Origin of the sequence: Rhodococcus sp. C3V, from assembly GCF_029269915.1 — a bacterium.
GTDB lineage: Bacteria > Actinomycetota > Actinomycetes > Mycobacteriales > Mycobacteriaceae > Rhodococcus_F > Rhodococcus_F qingshengii.
Map to the genome: position 1 here is coordinate 436,549 of NZ_JARJBE010000003.1, position 26,532 is coordinate 463,080.

Sequence of the window (26,532 nt, forward strand, 5' to 3'; positions counted from 1 at the left end):
CAGAAAGGGTTGAACTGGTCGAATCCGGACTGACAGGCACGTGGTTCCTTCTCGGTTGGTGAGGGAAAGATTCAGTCGAGCTTGGCGGCGGGGGAGATACCGAGCATCGAGAGCAGCATCCTGCACTCGTCGGCATCTTCCGCGTAGGCAGCGACGACGCGCTGTGCCTGACGAGCAGTTTCGTCCGCTACGGGCTCGAGGTCCTCGTCCGCGATCTCGGTTTCGACGGTCGTGTTCTCAGCCATCATGTTCCTCTCGTGCTTGCCTGCACGGCGCAAGCAATGGTTCTTACTCGCGACTCTATGAGAACTGGGCGTGTCGACGCTAGTTGCTCATGTATTAGGGTCGACTTACTTATCTCTGTACTCAACTTTATCGCTTCCATCGATGCTTGGAGTTCCATGAGTTCGACCCCCTCGAGTGTGACCGTCGACTCGGACGAGCCGGATAGTGGCAATCACAGCGGTGCTGCGATTTTGCGACGTGTCCTCGTCCGTAACCGTGGCCCGCTCGCCATCGGCACAGTTCTGGTCTGTCTGCACCAACTGACCGAGACGGCGGTGCCGATCTCCATCGGTGTGATCATCGACCGTGCGGTGGAGACTTCGGACACCACGGCCCTGATCGTCTCCATCGTCGGTCTCGCGGCTCTGTTTCTCGTTCTGACGGCCGCGTGGCGCTTCGGCGCACGCTTCATCGTCACCGCGATGCAGCAGGAGGCTCATCGCCTCCGGCTCGAGGTGGCGCACCGCGTCCTCGATCCGCGTGGGGTGCGCACCGATCTGCGTTCGGGTGAATTGCTGACAGTCTCGACATCCGATGCCGAGCAGACTTCGTGGATCGCGGACATCGTCCCGCGCGCCGCTGCGGCCCTGACAGCTGCGGTGGCGTCGGCGGTGGCGTTGGTGTGGATCGACCTCTGGCTGGGGCTGGCCGTTCTGATCGGAACGCCGGTCATTCTCGGTCTGCTGCAATTGGCGGCGCCTCTCATCACGTCGAGGGCTACCGGTCAGCAGGCGTCGATCGCTCGGGCGTCGGCGATGGCTACGGATCTGGTCAGCGGATTGCGTCCGCTGCGCGGTGTCGGCGGCGAGAAGACCGCGTCGGCGCGCTACCGCACGGTCAGCCGTCAAGCGCTCGCATCGACGATCGGCACGGCCAAGGCGACCGGTATCTACACCGGCGTTGCCGCGACCGTCAGTGCGTTGCTCGCGGTCGGTGTTGCGGGCTTCGCGGGATACTTCGCGTTGCAGGGCCGGATCACGGTCGGTGAACTGATCACCGTGGTGGGGCTTGCGCAGTTCATCATCGAACCGCTCGGCTTGCTTGCGTCCATTCCCGGATACTTCGCGGTGGCGCGAGCGTCGTCGGATCGACTGGCACTGGTCTTGGACGCGGAGCCACTGCGTGGCGCGGGTTCGCAGACCGAACTCGAAGGCACCGACCTGACTCTCGACGGAGTCGAGTACAAATCGCTCAAGGGCATCGATCTGCATCTGCCTGCCGGAGAACTGCTGGGCGTCGTGGCTTACCAGCCGCAGGACGCCGACGCCCTTGTCGCGGTCCTGTCCGGTCAGCTGGCGCAGGACGCGTATCGCGGAGTGGTGAGGGTTGGCGGAATCAGCCTGTCCGACATGGACTTGCGATTGGCACGTCGGACGGTGTTGGTGGAGCCGCACATCACCGATCTGTTTTCCGGGTCGCTTGCGTCGAACGTCACCGCGGGCGCCGGTGATGCCGCTGCTCTCGACATCCAGAGTGCTCTGGTGGCGTCGGCAGCGGCGGATGTCGTCGACGCACATCCGGACGGTCTCGACCTCGAAGTGACCGATCGGGGCGCCAGTTTGTCGGGAGGCCAGCGGCAACGCGTCGCCCTCGCGCGCGCCTTGGTGGCACAGGCACCCGTGATGGTCCTGCACGATCCGACGACGGCGGTGGACGCGGTTACCGAGGCATCGATCGCCGAAGGAATCGCAGAACTGCGGCACGAGGGTGCCAGTGGCATCCACACGACGGTATTGATCACCAGCAGCCCCGCCTTGCTGGCCGTGACGGATCGGGTGATCGTGTTGAACGACGGAGTGATCGCCTCGACGGGCACACATTCCGAACTCTCTCGCGGCGACGCGAACTACCGAGGAGCGGTGCTGCGGTGACGGCCACGGACACGACAACCGAAATGCCGGCCGGGGAGAACGCAGAGAAGGTGACAGAGCGCGAGTTGTTGCCGATCGCGAGTGGTCGCCAGACCTGGAAGTGGTTGCGGGCGGCGCTGACCGAACACCGGATGCAGAGCCTGCTGGTCCTGATCGTCGCGGCTTCGGCGTCGGCGATGGCCTTGGTGCCGATTTACGTCTTCGGCGTCCTGGTCGACCGGGTCCGGGACAACGCGCCCACGTCGACGATCGTCGGGGTGGTCGTGATCATCGCCGCTGCCGCAATCGTGGGCGGTGTGTTCACCGGTGTGGCTGCCTATCTGATCAAGCGGCTCGGTGAGACGATCCTGGCGGATCTGCGAGAGCGGACCGTGGACCGGGCACTGCGACTGCCGATCCAGACCGTCGAGAAGGTCGGTAAGGGCGATCTGCTCTCGCGTGTCGGCGACGACGTGTCGGTGATCGCCAAGGCCGTGTCCGACGTGGTTCCCGGCATGATCGCGGCGGTTCTGCTCGTGGCTCTGAGCATGGTGACCATGCTCGGACTCGACTGGCGACTCGGTCTGGCCGGAATGGTCGCGCTGCCGATGTACGCGCTGGCGCTCAAGTGGTACCTGCCACGCTCGGCTCCTGTTTACGCTGCCGAGCGGGTAGCGATGGGCGCTCGTTCACAAGCGCTGATCAGCAGTCTCCAGGGTGCGAAGACGGTCCGCGCGTACAGCCTCGAGAAGGAACACCTCGGGCAGATCGATGCGGCGTCGGCAAAAGCGCGCGATCTGGCAGTCGGAGTGTTCGGCCTGTTCACGAGGTTCGCCGGTCGAGGTAACCGCGCCGAATTCGTGGGCCTGTCCATGATTCTCGTCGTCGGATTCCTGCTGGTCCGTGAGGACGTCGTGACAGTCGGCCAGACGACGACTGCTGCCCTGCTGTTCCACCGCCTGTTCAACCCGATCGGCTCGCTGCTCTACACCTTCGACGAAGTGCAGTCGGCCGGCGCCAGCCTCGCGCGACTGGTCGGCGTCGTCGAGATCGAGGAAACGGAGCCTTCGACGGATGCAGGTTCCGTTCCGGCCGACGGTTCGCTGCGTCTGGATGACATTCGGCACAGCTACGACGGTGGTCATGAGGTTCTCCACGGAGTGAGCCTCATACTGCGAGCGGGGGAGCGCGTGGCGCTCGTCGGTTCGACCGGAGCCGGAAAGACGACGCTCGCGGCGATCGCTGCCGGTTCGATCACTCCGACGTCGGGCCGGGTGTCGATCGGCGGTGTCCCGCTTGCCGACCTCGACGACCTACGACGCCACATCGCGATCGTGAGTCAGGAGGTCCATGTCTTTGCCGGACCCCTGATCGAGGATCTGAGATTGGCGGCTCCCGAATCCTCGGACGAGGACGTTGCCGCGGCACTGCGGACGGTCGGCGCGTACGAGTGGGTGGAGGCTCTCGACGAGGGAATGCTGACCGTCGTCGGCGAAGGCGGGCACGAGATGACAGCGGCGCAGGCGCAGCAGTTGGCTTTGGCGAGACTGGTGTTGGCCGATCCCGCCGTCGCCGTACTGGACGAGGCAACAGCGGAGGCGGGCAGCGCCGGAGCGCGGGAACTGGAAGCGACTGCCGACGCCGCTACGGAGGGCCGCACCACTCTGGTTGTCGCACACCGGCTTACCCAGGCCGCGGGCGCCGACCGAGTGATCGTGCTCGAACACGGTCAGATCGTAGAAGAAGGCCCGCACCGCGAACTGGTGTCCGCGGGCGGGCGTTACGCACAACTGTGGGCGGCCTGGGAAGGTCGCGACTGAGGGGTTTGTACTGGGTTTTGTACTGAGGGGGTCTGATCCGGCGATCAGGTGAGGTACCCGCCGCCGTGGGGGAAGAACTCGGCGGCGGTGTACTCGCTGCCGTCGTCGAGTCGGACGCGCTCGATCCGCAGTCCCTTGTTCTTGCCCGACCACGCGTCGGGGCCCGCGACGATCACCATGCCGTCGTCTTCCTGGATGAACACTCGGCCGGGGGTTCCGCCGTAGTGCCCGCGTGAGACGGACGCCTTCAGGATGCGGATGCGCTGGCCCTTGAACTCGGCGAAAGCGTTGGGGTACGGATCGGACTGTGCCCGGACGAAACGTTCGATGACCTCGGCGGGCCAGGACCAGTCGACGTGGCTGTCCTGCGGTGCACGCTTGTGGAAGAACGTGGCCTGCGATCGGTCCTGCGGCGTCCAGTCGGTACGGCCGGACGCGATCAGATCCAGGGCGTCGAGTGTGATGGGGCCGATCATGTCGATCGTGCGGTGGAACAGATCGGTGACGGTGTCGGTCGGGCCGACCGTCGTCGATCGCTGCAGCACGATGTCGCCCGCATCGAGTTCCTCGTCCATCAGGTGCGCCGTAAGGCCGACTTCTTCTTCGCCGTTGATCAGAGCCCAGATGAGCGGGGAGAAGCCCGTGTACTTGGGCAGCAGCGAATCGTGGATGTTGAGGGTGCCGTACTTGGGTGCGTCGAAGACCTCCGCCGGCAGCCAGGTGCGCCAGTTGTTGGCGACGATGATGTCGGGAGCCGCTTCCGCCAGCGCGGCCTTGAAGGCGTCGTCAGGCTTGTTCGCCACGTGAACGGGTACACCGTTCTCGGCCGCCAGATCTGCAACCGAGTCCGCCCACATCTGTTCGTAGACGTGTTCGCTCTTCGGGTGTGTGATTGCCAGCACGACCTCGTGATCGGAGTCGATCAAGGCCTGCAGGGTACGGTGGCCCCAGGTTTGGTATCCGAGCGTAGCGACTCTCAACGGGGGTCCTCCTGGACGAGCATGGGCTGGGGTTGCGGTCACACGACCGCCCATCAGCTTAGGCTATCCAACCAAAATTGTTGATCACACGTACGAGGAGGAAGGCTGACATGACGGTCGCCACAATCAACGGAATCCCCATCAATTACCAGGTCAAGGGTGATGGAGATCTGGTGGTGCTCATCATGGGGACCGGCAGCCCCGGCCGCGTCTGGGATCTGCACCAGACCCCGGCGCTGGTGGCCGCCGGCTACCGAGTCTGCACCTTCGACAACCGCGGAATCGCACCGTCCGGCGAGAGCCTCGGCGGCATCACGATGCCCGACATGGTCGCAGATACCGCCGGACTGATCGAGCACCTCGGTGGCGGTCCGGCCCATGTCATCGGCACCTCGATGGGCGCCCGGGTGGCGCAGGAACTGACGCTCGCCAGGCCCGATCTGGTTCGCAAAGCAGTGTTCCTCGCCGGCCACGCCCGGATGGATCATTTCCAGCAGGTCCTGACCGAGGGCGAGCGCCAGTTGTTCGACAGTGGCGTCGCTCTGCCGGCCAAGTACCGTGCCGCAGTGACCGCGGTGATGAACCTTTCGCCGGCCACGCTGGCAGACGATCACTCGGCGCGCGACTGGATGGATATCTTCGAGTTCACCGGCGGCGCAACGTCACCGGGTGTTCGCGCACAGCTCGGTATGGACCGCGCCTTCGATCGACGGGGTGCGTACAAGTCGATCATGCGCCCGTGCCTGTCCGTCGCTTTCGCCGACGACCGCATGATCCCGCCCTACCTCTCCCGCGAGGTGGCGGACTGCATCGCGACGGCGTCGTACGAAGAGATTCCCGACGCCGGGCACTACGGCTACCTCGAGCGTCCGGAGGCCGTGAACAAGGTGCTGATCGACTTCCTGGCGAAGTAGTTTTCCGCACGCGAGAAAGGGCCTGACCTGCTAACTGCAGGTCAGGCCCTTCTCATGTTTCAGGCCAGTGCCAGGAACAGCTTCTCGAGTTCGGCCTCGGTCATCGGTTCCTGACCTTCCGCGCTGTCACCGCTCAGGCATTCACGCAGCCCGGAAGCGACGATCTTGAACCCTGCTCGGTCCAGCGCCTTGGACACGGCGGCGAGTTGCGTGACGACGTCCTTGCAGTCGCGGCCGTTCTCGATCATCGAGATGACCCCGGCAAGTTGGCCGTGGGCACGACGCAGTCTGTTCAATACGAGCGCAATGCTCTCTTCGTCGCCGGTCATGGTGGCCCCTTCTCGAGTGTTCGTGCTGCGGTCAAGGGTACCCCTGGGGGCATGTCACTGCTTGATTCAGTGTTTGATCCGACTGCGGTGTCAGATCAGCGAGTCGACGGCCGCGCGCAACTTGACGGCTGCGTCGGCTGCCACGGACTCGAGGCCGGGTTCGCCGGAAACCTGAACCATGAGAGCAGGGTTCATCGCTTCGACGAAGAACGAATTCTCGGTAGTCGTATCTTCGCGGACGACGACGTTGCACGGCAGCAGGAGGCCGATCTGACGATCCACCAAAACTGCCCGATGGGCCAACGGCGGGTTACAGGCACCCAGGATCAGGTACTTTTCCATGTCCTCGTCCAGCTTCGCCTTGAGTGTTGCCTGCATGTCGATCTCGGTCAGGATGCCGAAGCCCTGCTCGGCGAGAGCGCCACGCGTGCGGGTGACGACGTCGTCGAAGGTTCCGGTGACCTTGGTTGCGATCGCTATCGGTTCTGTGGGTGTTGTCATTGCGCACTCCTCGTCGTGGGCTGTCACTGTCGCCGGCTTTGATTTCTCTTGTCCCCATCATACCCCTGGGGGTATCAGTAGGACAGTGATGTCGGGTACACGATCAGCCATGCGAGAAGCTGATGTTCGGCAGGACGCGACGCAGCCATGCCGGCGCCCACCAGGCTGCCCGGCCGGTGAGGCGTAGGAGAACGGGCAGCAGCACCAAGCGGACGAGCACTGCGTCCAGGAGGACAGCTACGCCGAGAATGATGCCCATTTCCTTGGGTGGCAAGGGATCTGCGAGCGCAAAAGTGAAGAAGACCGCAACCATCACCGCTGCTGCCGCCGCAATGACCCGACCTGAATGCGCGAGGCCGTCCATGTGTGCGATCGCGGGGTCGCCTGTGCGTTCGTAGTGCTCCTTGGCACTCGAAAGCAGGAACACGGTGTAGTCCATCGCGATCGCAAAGATCATGGCGAAGAAGAAGACCGGACCCCACCCGTTGAGGAAACCCTGGGGGGTGAAGCCGAGTAGGCCTGCTCCGTGACCGTCCTGGAAGATCAGCTTCGCGATTCCGAATGCGGCCCCAGTGGACAGCAGGCTGACCAGCGTGCCGATCAAGGCGATCAAAGGCGCCTGGAGGGCGATCAGCAGCAACAGGAATCCGAGCGTCAGAATCACGACCACGACGATGGGAAGGTAGTCGTCGAGTGCCTGCTGAAGGTCGAGATTTTCGGCCGGAGCGCCGCCGACGAGCGCCGATTCCGGCAGTTGCGACCGAAGGTCGGCAAGGATGGTTTCCATCGCAGGATCTGACGGGTCGACGGTGGGAACTGCTTGCAGCATAACAAGATCGGACCCGTCGGCAGCTTGTTGCGCTGGGGTGACCATGGCCACGCCGTCAACGCTCATGGTAAGACGTGAGGTGTCGGCTGCATCGTCGGCGGACGTGACGATCTGCAACATCCCCGGGGCGCCGTCCCCGAATTGCTGCTGCACCAGTTCATAGCCCTGGCGAACCGGGGCGTCCTCGGGAACCACGGCGATGGAGGGCATTGCCACCTTCAGTCCGAAGACCGGAACAACGAGTGCGATCAGGATGAGTAAGGCGCCGAAGCCGAATGGCCACGGGTGCTTGTGCAGCAATGATGCCCAACCTGCGAACATCGGGGAGCGGTGCTGCTGGCGCTTTGCATACGGTAGAGAACCGCCGTTGACCTTCGCGCCGATCCTGCCGAGCACGGCAGGCAACAGGGTGAGTGTTGCGGCGAGAACGAAGATCACAGCGAGCATGATTCCGACAGCCATCGTGCGTACGGCCGGGGCTGGAACGATGAGAACCGCAGACAAACTGACCAGAACTGTGAGGCCGGAAAGGACCACAGCCTTGCCGGCGGTGTCCATGGTTTGAGCCACGGCGGCCCTTGGATCCGGATCGGCTCGCAATGCATCCCGGAACCTGGCGACGAGGAAGAGTGCGTAGTCGATGCCCAGCGCGAGAGCGAACATCATCGCGAAGTTCATGGCCCACACGGAAATCGGCGTGATCTCGTTGAGGATTACAAGCCCGCCCGCCGAAGCGACCAGGCCCGCAAGCGTCAGCAGTAGTGGTAGACCCGCGGCAACCAGGGAGCCGAAGGCCAACACCATGATCGCGAGAGTGACGGGCCACGACATCATTTCGGCTTTGATCATGGCTTCGTGATTGGCCTTGTTGAAATCGCTCCACAACGCCGACGCACCCGTCGGGTACACCTCGATCGTGTCGGTGGACAAGCCCGTGAGCTTCTTGCCGAGTTCGTCTACCGCGCTGACCATCTCGTCGGTACTCGCGTTGGCGCCCGCGACCATGATGCCGGTATGTCCGTCCGGGCTGATGGTCATACCGGGCTGCGGGGCGATCACTTCGCCGAAGCGAGGGTCCGCGGAAAAGATTTCCGTTGCCGCGGCCAGGGTTTGCTGCATCGACGGATCCGTGATGGGTAGAGAATCCGAGTGAACGACCACTTGTACTGCGGCGGAGGAATTTCCACCGAAATGCTGCTCGGCCAACTCGCGAACTTGCACGGATTCGGATCCGTTTGCCTGCCAACCCGCGCCGGCCAGGGAGGTGAAGACGCTGGGTGCTGCGGCGCCGAGTGCGATCAACGCGATCAACCAGACGCCGACGACGAGGCGGGTGTGAGTCGCCATCGATCGACCGAGACGCGCAAGTATGCCGTCGGCTCGGGTGGGTGGGTCCGCGGTGACTGTTCTGGTCGCTGACATCTTCACTCCTGATACGGGTGGGGGTATTCCTGTCCGTCACCTTTATACCCCCGGGGGTATCGATCTGTCACATTCGAGGGTTCTCTATGCTGCTGGGGGCACCGTCCGATCTGAAACGGTGAAACGGATATGGGAGAGCAATCATGGACGCACGCGACTGGGACGAGCGATACCGAGCGGTGACGGAGCCATGGGGAGTCGACCCGGCGGGAACCGTCGCAACAAGAATTTCCGATCTGAGACCGGGCACCGCGATCGATCTGGCCTGCGGCGACGGCCGTCACGCGCGGTGGATGGCTGGGCAAGGTTGGTCGGTGACTGCGGTCGACTACTCGTCGGTGGCGATCGATCTGGCACGGGCGAGTGACGGGGACAAGGCTGTCGACTGGCAGGTCGGCGACGCGACCGAGTGGCAGCCGGAAGGGCTGGTCGACCTGGTGTTGGTCAGCTTTCTTCACCTCGAGGTCGACCATCTGGCCGCAACCTTGAAGCGCGTCGGGGAGTGGCTGACGCCCGGCGGACGGGTCCTCTATTTGGGGCATTCCATCGAGAACTTCCATCGTGGTGTGGGCGGTCCACCCGAACCGACCATTCTGCCCGGTATTTCCGATCTCGCTCGCGCTGCGGAGGGATCGAGGGTCTATGCCCTCGAACATGTCGTTCGGCCGCAGGACGGTAAGACGGCAATTGACGTTTTGCTCGAATTCGGTCCGTGGGAACAGGTCTGACCAGGGCGGGAGCGCACCTTCACGTTCCTGGGTAGCCTACCCTAAACTTGCGAGGGTGTTCGTCGTTCGATGAGCATGAACGACGATGATCGGATTCTTGATGTCTGACCACTCTCAGGTAGCTCACCCGGCGGTATCGGGCGGTGCCGATCTGGACGCAGCGCTCCCGGCGACGGCCGCTCAGCGTGAGGTGTGGGTTGCTCAGAACGTGGATCCGAGCAGTCCGGTCTACAACATCGGACTTGTCGTCGAGGTCGACGGCACGATCGACGTCGAGCGCGCGGCAGCGGCGATCGAGGCCAGCGTCGGACGCGTCGAAGCGCTGTTCGTGCACTTCGAGGTCGATGCCGACAACCAGCTGATCCAGGTGCCGATTCCGGATGCGCGCTGGGACGTGGAAATTCTCGACCTTCGGGCCGAGGCGGATCCCGATTCGACTGCGCAGTCGTGGATGGACACCGACATGGCTCGGGTCTTCGGTCCGGACGATCTGCTGTTCCGCCAGGTGCTTCTGCTGACCGCTGACGACCGAGTCATCTGGTATCAGCGCTATCACCACAGCGTGATCGACGGGTACGGCATCTCGCTCATCGTCGCCGACGTCGCCGAGCGATACGACGATCCGAATCTCGGGACTGCCGCGCCGCAGTGGTCACTCGACGCCGTGGTTGCAGCCGATCTGGATTACCGGAACTCTCCGCGATTCCAGACCGACCGTCAGTACTGGGTCGAACGCGTTGAATCGGGACCGGAAGCGACGCGTATTCTGCATGGGCAGGTGGATGATTCGCTGCCGCCGATCTCGGCGATACTCACGCTCGACGCTGATCGCGCGGCACAGCTCTACCGGTATGCGGCCGACGCCGGGATTCGACGAACTCGCCTGCCCATGGCCGCGCTGATCGCGTACATCGCACGAACCACGGGACAGCACGACGTTGTCGTCTCGGTACCGATGGCCGCTCGGGTGGGGCGCGACATGCGTCGCACTCCTTCGATGGCGTCGACGATTTTGCCGCTGAGTATTCGGGTAGAACGCTCGGAAAGCATCGGCCAGTTGGCAACTCGTCTCGACACCGCCCTGGTCTCGATTCTCAAGCACGGGCGGTACCGAGGTGAGGATCTTGCTCGCGACATTCGGGCGATCGATCCCGACCGTCAGGTCTTCGGCCCCGGCATCAACTCGATGATGTTCGAACACACACTCACCTTCGGCGGATGCCCGGTGCGCGTGCGTAATTCGGTAACCGGTCGAGTCAGTGACCTGGATCTGAGTGTGCGCGGTGGTCAGGACGGGGAGCCGATCGAGATCGACGTCCGCGCCCCGGCCGGATTCGACAGGGAGTTGGCCGATCACACCGCGAGAATCGAACAGTTCCTCGATCGATTCGTAGCCGAGCCGCAGCTTCCGATCTCGGCACTCGACCCCATGTCGCTCGCGGAGAGAGAACTCGTGCTCCACGGGTGGAACGACACCGCAGAGCCGCAGCCAATCACGACGGTGCCGGATTTGTTGCGCAGCAGCTTCTCTGCCGATCGGGGCGCTGTCGCCGTGGTCGACGGCGACGTCCGGCTGACCTACGGCGAACTCGAAAGTCGGGTATCACAGCTCGCCGCGCACTTGATCTCTCGCGGTGTCGCGACCGAAACCGTTGTGGCGATCGGGCTTCCGAGATCCGCCGAGATGGTGGTGGGGTTGTTGGCCGTCATGTGTGCCGGTGGTGCCTTCGTTCCGCTGGATCCGTCATGGCCTGCCGAACGCCGCGAATCGGTACTTGCCGACGCGGGCGCCACACTGGTGCTCACCTCGGACGGTGTAGACGACTCCGTTCCGGTCGATCTCTCCGCGTGGGGGTACGAGGACGGGCCCTCGGACCTGTCCGAGACAATGACCTCCGACATTCGTATTCACGGTGCCCAACTCGCATACGTCATCTTCACGTCCGGTTCGACCGGACGTCCGAAGGGCGCCATGATCCGCCACGAGGCAATCTGCGCAAGGTTGCTGTGGCAGCGGGAGCGGATTCTCGGGTTCGGGTCCGGCGATGCCTCCTTGTTCAAAGCCCCACTCTCGTTCGACATCTCGATCAACGAGATCCTGCTCCCGCTCGTCTCCGGCGGTCGATTGGTGATCGCGAAGCCCGAGGGGGAACGCGACCCGCAATACCTGCTCGACCTGATCGCCGGAGAATCGGTCACTTTCGTCTACCTGGTCTCGTCGATGCTCGACATCCTTCTGGATCTGGCGAACGGGACCGATCAGCTCGATTCGTTGAAGCACGTGTGGTGCGGCGGTGAGGTTCTCACGCCTGAACTCTTCGATCGGTTCCGCGATCAACTGTCCACGACGCTGTATCACGGCTACGGCCCGGCCGAAGCGACCATCGGTGTCTCCCATGTGATCTACCGCGAGGACGCGGAACGAATCGCCACATCCATCGGTCGCCCGAACCCCAACACTCGCCTCTACGTGTTGGACGGCGACTTGCAGCCGGTTCCGATCGGCACCGGCGGCGAACTCTACGCCGCGGGCTTCCTGCTGGGACGCGGATACGTGGGTGCTTCGGCACTGACCGCATCTCGTTTTGTCGCGGATCCCTTCGTCTCAGGTGATCTGGCCGGATCCCGCATGTATCGCACCGGTGACTTGGCCAGATGGACCGACGACGGCACCCTCGACTTCCTCGGACGCACGGACAATCAGGTGAAGATCCGTGGCATGCGCCTGGAACTCGAGGATGTCGAAGCCGCCGTGATTTCGCACCCCGCAGTGCGTCACGTGGCAGTTCTGGTGCGCCAAGCACCAACCGGTGCAAAGTATCTCGCCGCCTACGTGAGCGCAGCGTCGGGGACGAACCTCGCGATCGACTCACGTGAGCTTCGCGAGTGGGCTGCGAGCAAGCTGCCCGACTACATGGTCCCGACCACCGTCACCGTCCTCGGCAAGTTTCCGCTCACGGCAAACGGCAAACTCGACCGTCGCGCGCTACCCGAGCCCGATCTCGCCGAACTGAGTGCACATGTCGCTGCGAGAAACGAAGTCGAACAACAGTTCTGCACGTTGATCGCGTCGGCAGTCGGCCTCGATTCGGTCGGCGTTACCGACGACTTCTTTGCACTGGGCGGCGACAGCATCGTCGCGATCTCACTCGTGACCGCGGCTCGTGCTGCCGGTTTGTCGATCAGTCCTCGCGAGGTGTTCCAACTGCGCACCGCCGAGGCTATGGCGCGTGCCCAGTCCTCCCGAGTGGCTGAGATCGTCGACCACGCGGACCAACCGATCGGCCACGTAGCCACGACGCCGATTGCCGCCAGGGTTCTCGGAGTGTCGGACGCAGTACGAACCTTCCACCAGCGTGCGCTGATTCAGACCCCGTCAGCCTTGACGTCCGAGCATGTCCAGGCGGCGCTCGACGCCCTGGTGGCTCGCCACGATGCACTTCGTGCGACGTTGACGCCCGAAGGAAGACTGCTCGTCCCGGAGACAAACGAAGTGGCTGTGGTCTTCGAGACCCGTGCACTACCGGCACCGCTCGAAGAATGCGGACCGTTGATCGTCGCCGAGACCGAGCGAGCTGTCGGCCGTCTGAATCCGGCCGACGGCACGATGGTCAGCGCTGTTCTGTTCCGCCCTGTGACCGGTCCCGGACGGCTGTTGCTTGTCATCCACCACGCGGTGGTCGACGGCGTCTCGTGGCGCATCATCCTCGAGGACCTCGCGCGCGCCGGCATCGCAGCGATGAATGGCGACGAACCCGCACTCGCTCCGGTCGGCACGTCGGTGCGAAGGTACGCCGAACTCGTCTCGGATGCGGTCGGAGCCGGGCGACTGGACTCGGAAATCGAGTTCTGGGACTCGGTGACGTCCGCACAACGGGCATCTCTCGGCCGTCGGGCACTCGACCCGGCAGTTGACCTCGCGCGCACCGCTGCAGCGCGGTCGATCACCCTACCTCCAGAACTTGCAGATCAGCTGTTGGGCAGTGTCCCACGGGCGTTCGGAGCCGATGTGAGCGAAGTGCTGGTCACCGCACTTGCCGTGGCGCTGACCCGTTGGAGCGGTGCCGGATCGGTGACGATCGATCTGGAGGGGCACGGACGCGACGAGGACATCGTTCGCGGTGACGGCGATGCGCACGTCGACCTGACTCGTACCGTCGGATGGTTCACCACAGTGTTTCCGGTGGCGCTCGAGATCGGTACAGCCGCTCCCGATCTCGACGCGAGCGGCGAGTTGGCGGGGGTTCTCAAGAGCGTCAAGGAGCAACTTCGACGGGTCCCGAACGCCGGCTTCGGGTACGGAGCATTGCGATACCTCGGCGGCTCGGATCAGTTGCGTAGTTTCGCAGCGCCGGAGGTGGTGCTCAACTATCTGGGACGCACTGCCGCAGCGGAGGGGGACTGGTTCCCGGTGTCGATGGACGGTGCTGCCGATCCGTCCATGCCGATGGGTCACGCGTTGTCTGTCGACGTCGTAGCCGAGGACGCCGCCGGTGGACCACGCCTGCGAGCCACCCTGACCTGGGCGTCGAACATCTTCCTGCGTAGCGATATCGACAAGTTTGCGCGGTTGTGGCTGGACTCGCTCGAGGCCGTGTCCGGGCTCGCAGCCTTCGGCGGAGCCACACCCTCGGACTACCCTCTGGTGGCGCTCGCTCAGGCAGACGTGGACGGGTTACCGAAGGCTGAAGAGATTCTCCCACTCACTCCGCTGCAGGAAGGGATCTACTTCCATTCGGCGTTTGCCGATCCGGGGGCCGATCAGTATGTCGTGCAACAGGTTGTGGAACTGACCGGAGCCGTGGACAGTGCGGCGCTGCACCGCGCGCTGCAATCCGTCGTCGATCGGCATGAGGCGCTGCGCACCGGATTCTCGGTCCTGGGTGACGGCCGGGTCGTGCAGGTGGTGCACCCGAGCGCTGTCGTGGAGATGGCGGTAGTCGAGGTGGCCGGCGCCGATGTCGATGAACTGCTTTCCGCCGACCGCGCGCGCGGGTTCGACCTGGCGCAACCGCCGCTCGTCCGTTACACGCTTGTCCGTGCCTCTTCGGAGAAGTACCTTCTGCTGCAGTCGATTCACCATGCGGTCGCAGACGGATGGTCGGTTCCGGTGATGCTGCGGGAGCTGATGGCGTCGTACAGCGTTGGCGACTCCGGCGTGGTGCTCCCGACTCCGGCGCCGTACCGCAGCTATCTCGAATGGTTGGCCGGCCACGATCACGAGGCCTCGGCAGCGGTGTGGAGAGAAGCGCTGAACTCTCCCGGGCCCGCGGTCGAACTTCCCGCGCCGAGCGCGGGCAGCAGCGGCGTCTGTGCCACCCGAGTCGAGCTGTCCGACAGTGATACTCGCGCACTGGCGATCAACGGACGCTCCCATGGCCTGACGCTGAGCACGCTCGTGCACGGCGCCTGGGGGCTGGTGCTCGGCCGAATGACCGGCCGAACAGACGTGCTGTTCGGATCGACCGTATCGGGACGCGGTGGAGACCTGCCCGGGATCGAGTCCATGGTGGGCTTGTTCATCAACACCGTGCCGGCTCGGTTGCGGTTCGATCCGGCAGAGACAGCCGCGCAAGCGCTTTCCCGTTGGCAGAGGGAACAATCGGAACTACTCGACCATCAGTACCTGGGGTTACCCGAACTGCGACGGACCGGCGGACTGGAGCAGGACTTCGAATCACTCGTCGTGTTCGAGAACTATCCACTCGGTGACACGGCAATCGCTGATCCGACGAACTCGGTGCGACTGACGGGAATTCGATTCGACGAGCGACCGGCCTACCCGTTGACCCTGATCGTCGTCCCCGGCGATCGATTGGCGTTGGAGCTCAAGTACGACGCTGCTCAGGTGGACGGCGACGCCGCTGCGTCGCTGGCCGAAACTCTCGCAGTCGTACTCACCGAGCTCTCGCGCGATCTCGATCAGGTCATCGGCCGGATCGCGCTGGCACCCGCACAGCCGGGGAGCGTCGGCACGGCCTTGGATCGGCCGCGCGCAACGCTGACCGAGCTGCTGAAGGATCAAGCCGGGCGTACGCCCGAAGCCACCGCAGTGATCTTCCGTGAAGAGTCGTTGACCTACGCCGAACTTCACTCTCGCGCTGATCGTTTTGCGCATCTGCTGCGCGAACTTGGCGTCGGACGCGAATCGTTGGTAGCGGTGGCCTTGCCTCGCTCTCTTGATCTGATGGTCGCGATACTCGGCATCGGGAAGGCCGGGGGAGCATACGTTCCCCTCGACACCGGCTACCCGGCGGAGCGGCTGACGTACATGCTGGGTGACGCCGATCCTGTGTGCGTCGTGGTGTCGGAAGATTCTTCACTCGATTCGGGTTCGGTTCCGCGGGTGACGGTATCGGAGTCGGCGCAGTTCCCCGCCGATCCGCTGAGTGTCCCAGGATCGCCCGCGGATGCCGCGTACATGATCTACACTTCGGGTTCGACCGGTCGCCCCAAAGGCGTTGTGGTCAACCACGAGGGTGTGGTCAACCGATTGCTCTGGGCACAGCAGATACGTCCGATGGACGTCTCCGACCGGATGCTGCAGAAGACCCCGTCGAGCTTCGACGTCTCCGTTCCCGAATTCTTCTGGCCGTTCCTGGTGGGGGCAACTCTCGTGATGGCCGAGCCGGACGGGCACAAGGACCCTGGCTATCTGGCCGACGTCATCGTCGAACATTCCGTGACCCGAGTGCATTTTGTTCCGTCGATGCTCGACGTGTTTCTCGCGGAGCCGAAAGCAGCACTGTGCTCTTCGCTCGAGATCGTCAACTGCAGCGGTGAGGCACTGCCCGTTCACGTTGCACGCAAGGTCGCCGAGATCCTGCCGAATACTCTGGTGGACAACCTCTACGGCCCCACCGAGGCCGCCGTCGACGTCAGTTGGCAACCGTCGGTGCAGGAAACTCCGGCAGACGCCGTCAGCGTCCCGATCGGCGCACCTGCCGCCAACACCGGCCTGTTGGTTCTCGATCCCTACCTGCAGAACGTCCCGGCCGGTGCCACCGGTGAGCTCTATCTGGCAGGGCCACAACTGGCGCGTGGTTACCACGGACGTGGGGGATTGACCTCCGAACGATTCGTGGCGAATCCGTACAGCGACGGCGGCTCGCGGATGTACCGGACCGGTGACATCGTGCGGTGGAATGCCGACGGCGTTCTCGAGTACCTCGGCCGTGCCGACGAGCAGGTGAAGGTTCGTGGATTCCGAATCGAACTCGGCGAAATCGAAGCGCAATTGGCGCTGTGCCCCGGAGTCACGGCAAGTGCCGTGATCGTCCGAACCGACGGTCCGAGCAACCGCGCACAGGTGGTCGCCTACCTGGTCGGAGATGCTGATGATGTTGCGGTTCGAGCTCAGTTGTTGTCAGTGCTACCGGAGTTCATGGTGCCAAGTGCCTTCGTGCGGCTCGAGTCGCTGCCGCTGAGCCCGAGTGGCAAGCTCGACCGAAAAGCACTACCTGCACCGGATTTTGCGGCACAGGTGGGCGACTTGACGGGAGTGGTTTCCTCGGGCGTTGCAGACCTCCTCGCCGGGCATTTCGCGACGGTTCTCGGACTGCCCCGTGTCGGGGTGCGCGACGATTTCTTCACTCTCGGCGGCGACAGTATCCTGGCGATCCGACTGGTCAACCTGGCTCGTCGTGATTCGGTAGTGCTGACCCCGCGTCAGATCTTCGAATTGCGCACTCCCGCTGCGATCGCTGCAGCGGTGGGTGATGTCGCCACCTCGGATGCCACCGTCACGGCCGACATCGGCGTGGGTGAGCTGGTTCCGCTGCCGGTGGTTCACCGCTTGTCCGAATGGACGGGTGGTACCGACCGCTTCAACCAGGCAGTTCTGATCCACTCTCCGGCAACATCTCTCGGTTCGATCACCGGCGCATTGCAGGCCGTGCTCGATCACCACGACGGACTTCGCCAAACCTTGATCCGACATGACCGCGGGATGTGGTCGGCGCGGATCGAGGAACCCGGTAGTGTCCGGGCAGCGAACCTGGTCGAACGCGTTGATGCTCGGGGACTGGATGACTCCGAGTTGCGAAGACTCGTCACTGAGCACTCTGAAACTGCGACCAGTCGATTGGATCCGTCTGCAGGGCGGATGGTCTCGGTGGTCTGGTTCGATTGCGGCGCTGAGAGTCTGGGCAGACTCGCGATAGTCGCGCACCACCTGGTCGTGGACGGGGTTTCCTGGGGAACCGTGCTCGAGGATCTCGCGATGGCCTGGGTGGCAGTCGAAGCCGGAGAGCCCGCCGCACTGGATGCCGTCGGAACTTCGCTCCGTACCTTCTCCCGTACGGTGGCCGAACACGCATACAGTGCTCATCGATTCGCCGAACTCGATCACTGGCTGACCGTGACCGCTCCGGGCGCGCAGTTGATCCCCGACGCCGCGGGCGATGCCGTCGTATCCGGAGGCTCGAGGCGCACGGTCACGGTGGACGGAGCAATCTCCGAGGCAGCACTTGGATCGGTTGCGGCAATGGTGGGTGCCGAGGGAACGGATGTTCTGTTGGCAGCGCTGACGATGTCCGTCGATCGCTGGCGCCGCTCCACCGGCCGCAGTGAGCACGAATTGCTGGTCGATCTGGAAAGGCACGGCCGGGAGGAGTTGGTGGCGGGCATCGATCTGTCGCGAACAGTCGGCTGGTTCACCACGATTGCCCCGATGCGACTGCACGGCGGAATCGACCCGGTGGACACGCTACGCGAGGTGAAGGAGAGCCTGCGGGCGGCTCCGGACGGCGGTATCGGCTACGGGATGCTGCGATACGTGAATGCCCGCACGGCATCGACATTGGCGGGGCGCTCCGAATCTCAGATCCTGTTCAACTATCTCGGACGTACGACGACAGCTGGATCGACAGCATGGTCCTTGGCAGCGGAATCCGAAGCCTTGTCCACCGATCCCGACGCAGACATGGGAGGCCCGTACCGACTGATCGTGAATGTCGTCAGCGTGGATTCGGGGCTCCGCGCCGAGTTTGCCTGGGCAAGTGAAGATTTGTCCGAGGAGGACGCGCAGTCACTCTCCGACGGCTGGGTTTCGGCCCTCGGCGATCTGGCGGCTGCGGCCGCGCGTCACGCCGGGCCTCCCATTCTGACCCCGTCCGATGTGACGTTGCTCGACCTGAGTCAGACCGAGATCGACGCGATAGCCGATGCGAGTCCGGCAGGTGTCAGCAGCATCCTCCCACTCTCACCGTTGCAGGAAGGCCTGTACTTCCAAGCCGGCTACGCGGGCAGCAGCGACAGCAGCAGTGGTGGGGACATCTACACGGCACAGTTCTCGATGGACTTCGGGCACACCCTCGATGTCGACAGGTTGGCTGCGGCCGCCCGGACACTTCAACGACGAAATCCCACGTTGCGGGCGGGTTTCGTGAGCGAAGGGCTGAACGAGCCGGTGCAGTTCTTCAGCGCTGGACTCGATGTTCCGGTCGTCGTCCACGATCTCCGTGAACTCGACGACTCGGTTGCTCGTGAGCGTGCCGAGGCCGTCGCCGCCCAAGACCGAGTGACGCCATTCGACCTGACCGCGCCGCCGCTGTGGCGTATGAGTGTGCTGCATCTGCCTGGCGGCCAGGATCGTCTGGTGATCAACAGGCAGTTCCTGCTGTGGGACGGCTGGTCCAACGGCCTTGTCGTCAGTCAGCTTCTGGCGCTTTACGATACCGGCGGCGACGACAGCGCATTCGGCGAACCCGAGGGGTCGTTCGAGACATACCTCGCCTGGTTGGCCGATCGCGACCGTGCAGCCGCCGACGAGGGGTGGCGCGGAGCGCTCGCAGGACTCGAGGAGCCGACGCTTGTTGCCGAGCCGATGCCCGGTGTCGAAGTTCAGCTTCCGGATCGCCGCGATGCGGTTCTGTCGGAAACGCTTTCGCGTGCGTTGCGTGAGCGCGCTGCCGCGTCCGGCGTCACGTTCAACACGGTACTGAATGCAGCGCTGGCCCTCGTGCTGGCGTCGGCCACCGGTCGACAGGACGTCGTCTTCGGCTCCACGGTTGCCGGAAGGCCGCCGGAGGTACCGGGAATCGACACCGTGGTGGGCATGTTCCTCAACACCGTTCCCGTTCGGCTGCAACTGGATCCGAACGAGAGCGTCGAGGAACTTCTTCGTCGGACACAGGCGGATCGACTTTCGCTGATGCCCTTCGACTACCTCGGTTTGGCATCGATCCAGCGTGTTTCCGAGCATCGTCAACTCTTCGACGTGCTGATGGTCCTGCAGAACTTCGTGGACGAGAAGCAAGTCCACGCGCTCAACGCCGCTCACGACGTGAGTGGAAGCGACAGTATCGATCACACACACTATCCGCTGACCGTCGTGGTCACACCGGGTGCCACCGTCAACGTCAAGTTCGAGTTCCATCCGAATCTGGTGACCGCGCGCCGGGCCGAGGACCTACTGGGTCACTTCGTCGACCTGCTGCAGAGTTGGTCGCAGGACATGACGGGATCGGTTGTTGCGTCTCCGGTTCCCGCAGTAGCGCAGCAGACGCAGATCCGGGAGTTGCCGGAGCGCACCATTGCCGACCTGTTCGAAGAAGTCGCGTCGGCGCAACCGAACGACACGGCACTCGTGTTCGGGAAGCGCCGGATGACCTACGCCGATCTCGACGGCGAGATCAACCGGATGGCGCGGTTGCTGATCAATTACGGCGCCGGCCCGGAAAAGATTGTCGCTCTTGGCCTACCACGTTCGGTGGACATGGTCGTCGCGCTCTTCGCGGTATTGCGCACGGGTGCTGCCTACCTACCTCTCGAACTCGACCATCCGGCCGAACGGTTGGCCGTGATGATCGACGACGCGGATCCTGTCGTGTTGCTGACAACCGTTTCGGCCTCACCGAGGTTCGAAGGTGCCGACGTCCGCACTATCGTGATCGACGAACCCGATACAGCAGCAAGGAGACTGACGATCTCGGCGCGGGCACTCTCCGCGTCGGAACTTGGAGCATTCGCTCCGGGGGCACCGCATCGACTCGACCACCCCGCGTACGTCATCTACACCTCCGGTTCGACCGGCAAGCCCAAGGGCGTGGTCACCGGTTACCGCGGCTTGACGAACATGCAGTTCAACCACCGCGAGGCGATTTTCGAACCCGTGATCGCCGCGGCGGGCCGGCGCCTGCGGATCGCGCACACCGTGTCCTTCGCCTTCGACATGTCGTGGGAGGAACTTCTGTGGCTCGTGGAAGGCCACGAGGTGCACATTTGCGACGAGGATCTGCGTCGTGATGCCGAGGCGCTCGTTGCATACTGCGACGCACTGGACATCGACGTCGTCAACGTGACACCGACCTACGCGACGCACCTGATCGACAGCGGGCTTCTCGACGACGGTGTGGGACACCACCGCCCGCCGTTGGTCCTGCTCGGCGGTGAAGCCGTTCCGGATTCGGTGTGGAACAGGCTGCGCGACACCGAGGGAACCGTGGGCTACAACCTCTACGGTCCGACGGAATACACGATCAACACGCTCGGTGGCGGAACGTTCGACAGTGACACCCCGACCGTCGGCAAACCGATCTGGAACACGGCCGCGCATATCCTCGACGGCTGGCTGCGCCCGGTCCCCGATGGAGTTGCCGGCGAACTGTACATTGCCGGAGCCGGTTTGGCTCGCGGCTACCTCGGACGCTTCGCGCTCACGTCCGAGCGCTTCGTCGCAGATCCGGCTGGGACCGGAGGACGTATGTACCGCACCGGGGATCTCGTGCGGCGACGCGGTGACGGCAACCTGGACTTCCTCGGCCGCACCGACGATCAGGTGAAGATCAGAGGTCACCGCATCGAGCCGAGCGAAATCGTCTCCGTTCTCGAATCCGACGAACATGTGCGGCAAGCGGCAGTGGTGGTCGACGTCGGGGCAGGTGGAGTCAAGAGGCTCGTCGGCTACGTGACACCCGTGCGACTCGGCGCCGGGCACGACTACCGCGCGCAGGCGCGAGTTCTCCTACCCGACTACATGGTTCCGGCCGTGGTGATCGAGGTGGAGACACTACCGATGACCGTCAACGGCAAGCTCGACGTCAAGGCACTGCCCACCGCCGATTCGGTGCTGGGGGAGCGGAGTGGGGAGTCGATCGCACCGCGTAACCACACGGAAGAGGTCCTCTGCGACCTCTTCTCCGACGTACTCGATGTGGACGATATCGGGGTCGACGACAACTTCTTCGACCTCGGTGGGCACTCGCTTCTGGCCACCAAGCTGATCAGTCGAGCTCGGATCGCCATTCCGAACAGTCTGACCATGCGTGATCTCTTCGAAGCGCCGACCGTCGCGGAACTCGCGGAACGTATTGCGGCCGAGCAGGGATCGACGCGACCGGTACTGGTAGCGAAGCCGCGGCCGGACCACCTTCCACTTTCTGCCGCTCAACAGCGATTGTGGCTGATCGGACAGATGGAAGAGAACTCCGCGGCCTACAATTTCCCGATCGTGCTCCGTTTGGACGGCGCACTGGACGCGGACGTCTTCGCCGCGGCGCTCGGCGACGTCGTGGAACGACACGAATCCCTGCGTACGGTGTTCCGGTTGGTGGACGGATCGCCGGAGCAGATAATTCTCGAATCGGCGACGATTCCGGTCGAGACAGTTCATCGAGACGAATCCGGTGTCGCCGGTGAAATTGCCGTGGCAGTGGGTCGTCCGTTCGACCTGTCTGACGAGATTCCGATCCGCGCACGTCTGATCCGGGTGGACGGTGCCGAGGTGGACGGTGCCGTAGTGGTCGTGATCGTCCTGCATCACATCACGACGGACGAATGGTCCGATCGGCCATTCCTGCGCGATCTGATGTCTGCCTACTCCTCTCGGATCCAGGGCGAAGATCCAATTTTCGAACCGCTACCGGTTCAGTACGCGGACTACACCCTGTGGCAACGGGAATTACTCGGCAGCGCCGACGATCCGTCGAGCATCCTGAGCACGCAGTTGGACTTCTGGGCGAAGAGTTTGGACGGAGCCCCCGAAGAACTGCTGCTTCCCACCGACCGGAGCCGACCGGCCAGACCGAGTTTCTCCGGTGGCGCAGTGGTGACACGGTTGGGTGTGGACACAACTGCCGCACTGCGAGATCTGGCGCGCGAGAGCCAGAGTTCGATGTTCATGGTCCTGCACGCGGCGTCGGCGGCGTTGCTGACTGCGCTCGGAGCGGGTGAGGACCTTCCCCTCGGCGCTCCCGTAGCCGGACGTAGTGAACAAGGGCTCGACGACTTGGTCGGCTTCTTCGTCAATACGATTGTGCTGCGCACGGATACGTCAGGTAACCCGACGTTCCGGGAGTTGGTGGATCGCGTTCGCGAGGGAGATCTCGAGGCCTTCGCCAACGCTGACGTTCCCTTCGAAACGGTGGTGGAGCGCCTCAATCCGTCGCGTACTTTGGCACGTAATCCGCTGTTCCAGGTCATGGTCGGCTATCACAGCCGCGAGGAGATGGGCGGCGATTCGTTCGAACTCGAGGAGTACACGGCCAAGTTCGATCTGGTGTTCAACTTCACCGAGTACCTCGGCGACGAAGGCTGCATCGACGTCCGGCTCGAGTACGGCAGCGACCTCTTCGATCGCGAAACGGCACAGCGAATTTCGAACCGATTGGACTCGGTGATCGCGGCCGTCGTGGAATCGGCCGACATCGAGATCGGTGACATCGACATCTTCTTGCCAGGCGAATTCGAACAGGTTGTCACCTCGTTCAACGACACCGCCGTCGACGTGCCGGAAGAGACGTTCTACGACGCTTTCGCGCGTGGGGTCGCTGCTACGCCCGAGGCGATTGCGGTGCGCGACGAGGCGGGGCAGGCCACGTACCGCGAACTCTCCGAGCAGTGTGATCGGATCGCCGGCGTGCTGTATCGCCGCGGAGTGTCGGTCGAAGACGTGGTGGGGCTTGCCGTCCCGCGCTCGGTGGAAATGGTCGCGTCGGTCCTCGCCGTGCTCAAGCTGGGGGCCGCGTATCTACCCCTGGATTTGAGTCACCCGAGCGAGCGCATCACATACATGCTCACCGATTCCCGCGCCTCGGTACTTCTGTCCACTGCGGAGGAAAGCTCACGGATCGAGGATGTGGTCGGCGTCGAGCGAATCCTCCTGGACGATCCGCTGATCCGTGCGGAACTGGACGAGGCAGTGATCGTCGAAACTCCCCGGCCACCAGTTGGCGTCAGCCACGCTGCCTATGTCATCTACACCTCGGGATCGACCGGCAAGCCGAAGGGAGCCGTCCTCTCCCATGACGGTATTCCGAGTCTTGTTGCCACAGCCGAGGTTCGGATGCGACTGGTACCGGGTTCGGTGGTGATGCAGTTCGCTTCGGTCGGCTTCGACGTCGCGGTATTCGAGCTGGCGATGGCACTGTGCACGAGCAGCACCCTGGTGATCGTGCCGCAGAATGCACGAGTTGCCGGTCCGGCGCTGACCGATTTCATGACGAGCAATCGTGTCACCCACGCGATCATCCCTCCCTCGTTGCTGGCCGCTCTGCCGGCAGGATGTGAAGTGCCGCAGGGCTGCACCGTGTTGGTCGGAACCGAGACGGTGCCACCGGAGCTGATCGGGCGATGGGCGGAGCGGCTGAATTTGCTTGCCGCGTACGGACTCACCGAAGCCACGGTGAACAACACACTGTGGCAGGCGGAACCCGGTTGGAACGGTCCCGTGCCCATCGGAATCCCGGACCCCAACGAACAGGCGTACGTGCTCGACGATCAACTGCGTCCGGTTCCGCCGGGAGTATCCGGCGAGCTGTACATCGCGGGACGCGGCCTGGCGAGAGGCTATCTGGGCCGATTCGATCTGACGGCGCAGAGATTCATCGCCGATCCCTTCACCGCGGGCGATCGCATGTATCGCACCGGGGACCGCGCGCGGTGGCGCACTGACGGGAACATCGACTTCCTCGGCCGCGACGACGATCAGGTCAAGATCCGCGGTTTCCGAATCGAGTTGGGCGAAATCATCGGAGCTCTCAGTGCCCATCCTTCGGTGAAGCAGGCAACGGTCGTCGCGGATCGGCAGGGCGAAATCACGCGCCTGGTCGGTTACGTGTCACCGGAACCCGGTGTCGTCGTCGACACGACGGCCGTGCGGAACCTCGCGGCAGTGTCGTTGCCCGACTACATGGTTCCGACCATGGTTGTCGCCCTTGACGGTCCGCTGCCGTTGACGCCCAACGGAAAGCTCGACCGCAAGTCGTTGCCCACTCCGGACTGGTCGGAGCTGGCGGGTGATGTTGCTCCTCGCACGGCAGTGGAGTCCACGGTTGCGGCTGCGTTCGCGGAAATCCTGCAACTACCGAGCGTCGGAGTCCACGACAGTTTCTTCGAACTCGGCGGCCATTCGATGGCTTCGATGAAACTGGTCGGTCGCATTCGTGAAGCGTTCGGCGTGGACGTCAGTATTCGAGACGTATTCGACGCGCCGAGTGTTGCGGAGTTGGCGGCCGTCGTCGCGCGTTCGGAAGGTGGGCGTCCGATACTGGCGCCGGCGGTGAAACGTCCCGAGACGATGGGTCTGTCTGCGCCGCAACGTCGTCAATGGGAGTTGTTCCGCGTGTCCGGCGCGCAACCGCAAGCAAGCCACGCTCTGGCTCTGACCCTGAAATCGAAGATCGATCCGGAGATTCTCGGGCACGCCTTGGACGATGTGACTTCGCGGCACGAACCCCTGCGGACCACCTTCGTCGAGGTCGACGGCATCGTCGTGGCAAGAGAATCGGTGCGTCCGACTGTCGATGTGGTCGATGTCGGCGCCGGCGATGTGGGTCGAGTGGTGTTCGAACTGGCTCAACTTCCGATGGATCTGCGTGAGCAATCACCGTTGCGGGTTCATCTGGTGCTCGGTGAAGACGGCTCTAGGACACTGCTTCTCGTCATGCACTACATCGCCGTCGACGAGTGGTCCGTAGTGCCGCTGTTGGGAGATCTGGTCTCTGCTTATGCAGCCCGGTCGCAGGGAGATCAACCGGTTTGGGACGAGCTTGCATTGACGTACGCCGATTACACCGTGTGGTCGGACGAGCTGTTGGGAGACCCCCGAGACGTCGACAGCCGAGCGTCGAAGCAACTTGCATATTGGCGGGATGCGCTCGACGGAATACCGACCAGTGTGAATCTTCCGTTGCCGGAAGGTGACTCGGAGCCTCGAGGTGACGTGATCGCCGTCGACATCGACGCGGGTCTGCACGCCGGAATCGACGCCCTGGCTGCGCGCACCGGCACGAGTATGTTCATGGTCCTGCAGGCCGCACTGGCCAGCGTTCTCACGAAGGCCGGCGCGGGTACTGATCTTCCCATCGGTTCACTGGTTGCGGGCAGGTCGGATCCCCGTCTCGAACCGATGATCGGATCGTTCTTCAATGTTGTTCTCCTGCGCACGGATACGTCCGGTAGTCCGACGTTTGCAGAATTGCTGGCTCGCATCCGGGAAAACAATCTGGAAGCGCTGAGCAATCAGGACGTCTCGTATGTGTATGTCGAGCAGGCACTGGGTAATCCGGCGTCCATGAGGCCTCAGGTGATGGTGATCCATCATCAACAGGCCGATTTGGACGGGCTCGGCGACTTCGGTTCTCTCGTACCGATTCCGGTGGGAGTGCCCGATGCGGATGTGACGTTGAGTTTTTACGAGCCGGTGGGCGATGGGCCTGTCTTTGCAACTCTCGGGTTCCGTGCCGACCGCGTCGATGCGGGTGCAGTCCGCGTATGGGCAGGTCAGTTGGTCGACGTGATCGAGGCTGCAGTCGCCGCCGAAGGGGATGACGCGAGCGAGGGGGCGAAACTATGACATACGTCGCATCGTTCCGTGGGGTCGACCGCTATACGGGGGCTCACAGTGTTGATACCCTCACCTCATTAAGGGTAGC

The 26,532-nt window shown here is 63.6% G+C and carries 10 protein-coding genes; 5 read left to right on the top strand and 5 right to left on the bottom strand.

The annotated features are described in order from the left end of the window. Nucleotides 1-71: 71 nt before the first annotated feature. Nucleotides 72-245 (bottom strand): hypothetical protein, encoded by a 174-nt coding sequence (locus P3G66_RS11005; RefSeq protein ID WP_164490548.1) that lies wholly within the window; start codon nt 243-245, stop codon nt 72-74. A 156-nt stretch (nt 246-401) separates the two neighbouring features. Here P3G66_RS11005 and P3G66_RS11010 point away from each other — a divergent pair, with 156 nt between their 5' ends. Together P3G66_RS11010 and P3G66_RS11015 are read left to right on the top strand one after the other, a co-directional pair. After that, nucleotides 402-2,156: an ABC transporter ATP-binding protein gene (locus P3G66_RS11010; RefSeq protein ID WP_249342967.1), complete on the top strand. Its 1,755-nt coding sequence runs from the start codon at nt 402-404 to the stop codon at nt 2,154-2,156. Nucleotides 2,157-2,179: 23 nt separating this feature from the next. Beyond that, nucleotides 2,180-3,955 (top strand): ABC transporter ATP-binding protein, encoded by a 1,776-nt coding sequence (locus P3G66_RS11015; protein WP_276116605.1) that lies wholly within the window; start codon nt 2,180-2,182, stop codon nt 3,953-3,955. A gap of 44 nt (nt 3,956-3,999) precedes the next feature. On the opposite strand, the gene P3G66_RS11020 is transcribed toward P3G66_RS11015, so the two are convergent. Beyond that, nucleotides 4,000-4,935, bottom strand: a complete 936-nt coding sequence (locus P3G66_RS11020; RefSeq protein ID WP_007734348.1) for a methionyl-tRNA formyltransferase — start codon at nt 4,933-4,935, stop codon at nt 4,000-4,002. Nucleotides 4,936-5,045: 110 nt separating this feature from the next. On the opposite strand from P3G66_RS11020, the gene P3G66_RS11025 reads away from it, so the two are divergent. Then, the gene (locus tag P3G66_RS11025; RefSeq protein ID WP_003945829.1) at nt 5,046-5,849 is read left to right on the top strand and encodes an alpha/beta hydrolase; all 804 of its coding nucleotides are present in this window, start codon (nt 5,046-5,048) and stop codon (nt 5,847-5,849) included. 59 nt (nt 5,850-5,908) lie between these two features. Here the strand turns inward: P3G66_RS11025 and P3G66_RS11030 are convergent, their stop codons facing one another. The 3 genes from P3G66_RS11030 to P3G66_RS11040 form a co-directional block, all read right to left on the bottom strand. After that, nucleotides 5,909-6,178, bottom strand: coding sequence for a metal-sensitive transcriptional regulator (locus P3G66_RS11030; RefSeq protein WP_007734349.1), 270 nt, complete (start codon nt 6,176-6,178; stop codon nt 5,909-5,911). 90 nt (nt 6,179-6,268) lie between these two features. Next, nucleotides 6,269-6,679 carry a DUF302 domain-containing protein gene (locus P3G66_RS11035; RefSeq protein ID WP_276116531.1) on the bottom strand — a complete coding sequence of 137 codons (411 nt, stop codon included), beginning with the start codon at nt 6,677-6,679 and terminating at the stop codon, nt 6,269-6,271. Nucleotides 6,680-6,782: 103 nt separating this feature from the next. Beyond that, complete coding sequence (locus P3G66_RS11040; protein WP_276116532.1) at nt 6,783-8,930, bottom strand: MMPL family transporter; 2,148 nt, start codon at nt 8,928-8,930, stop codon at nt 6,783-6,785. A 143-nt stretch (nt 8,931-9,073) separates the two neighbouring features. Here P3G66_RS11040 and P3G66_RS11045 point away from each other — a divergent pair, with 143 nt between their 5' ends. Beyond that, nucleotides 9,074-9,658, top strand: coding sequence for a class I SAM-dependent methyltransferase (locus tag P3G66_RS11045; protein WP_003945672.1), 585 nt, complete (start codon nt 9,074-9,076; stop codon nt 9,656-9,658). A gap of 100 nt (nt 9,659-9,758) precedes the next feature. Next, the gene (locus tag P3G66_RS11050; RefSeq protein WP_276116533.1) at nt 9,759-26,453 is read left to right on the top strand and encodes a non-ribosomal peptide synthetase; all 16,695 of its coding nucleotides are present in this window, start codon (nt 9,759-9,761) and stop codon (nt 26,451-26,453) included. Nucleotides 26,454-26,532 lie beyond the last annotated feature (79 nt).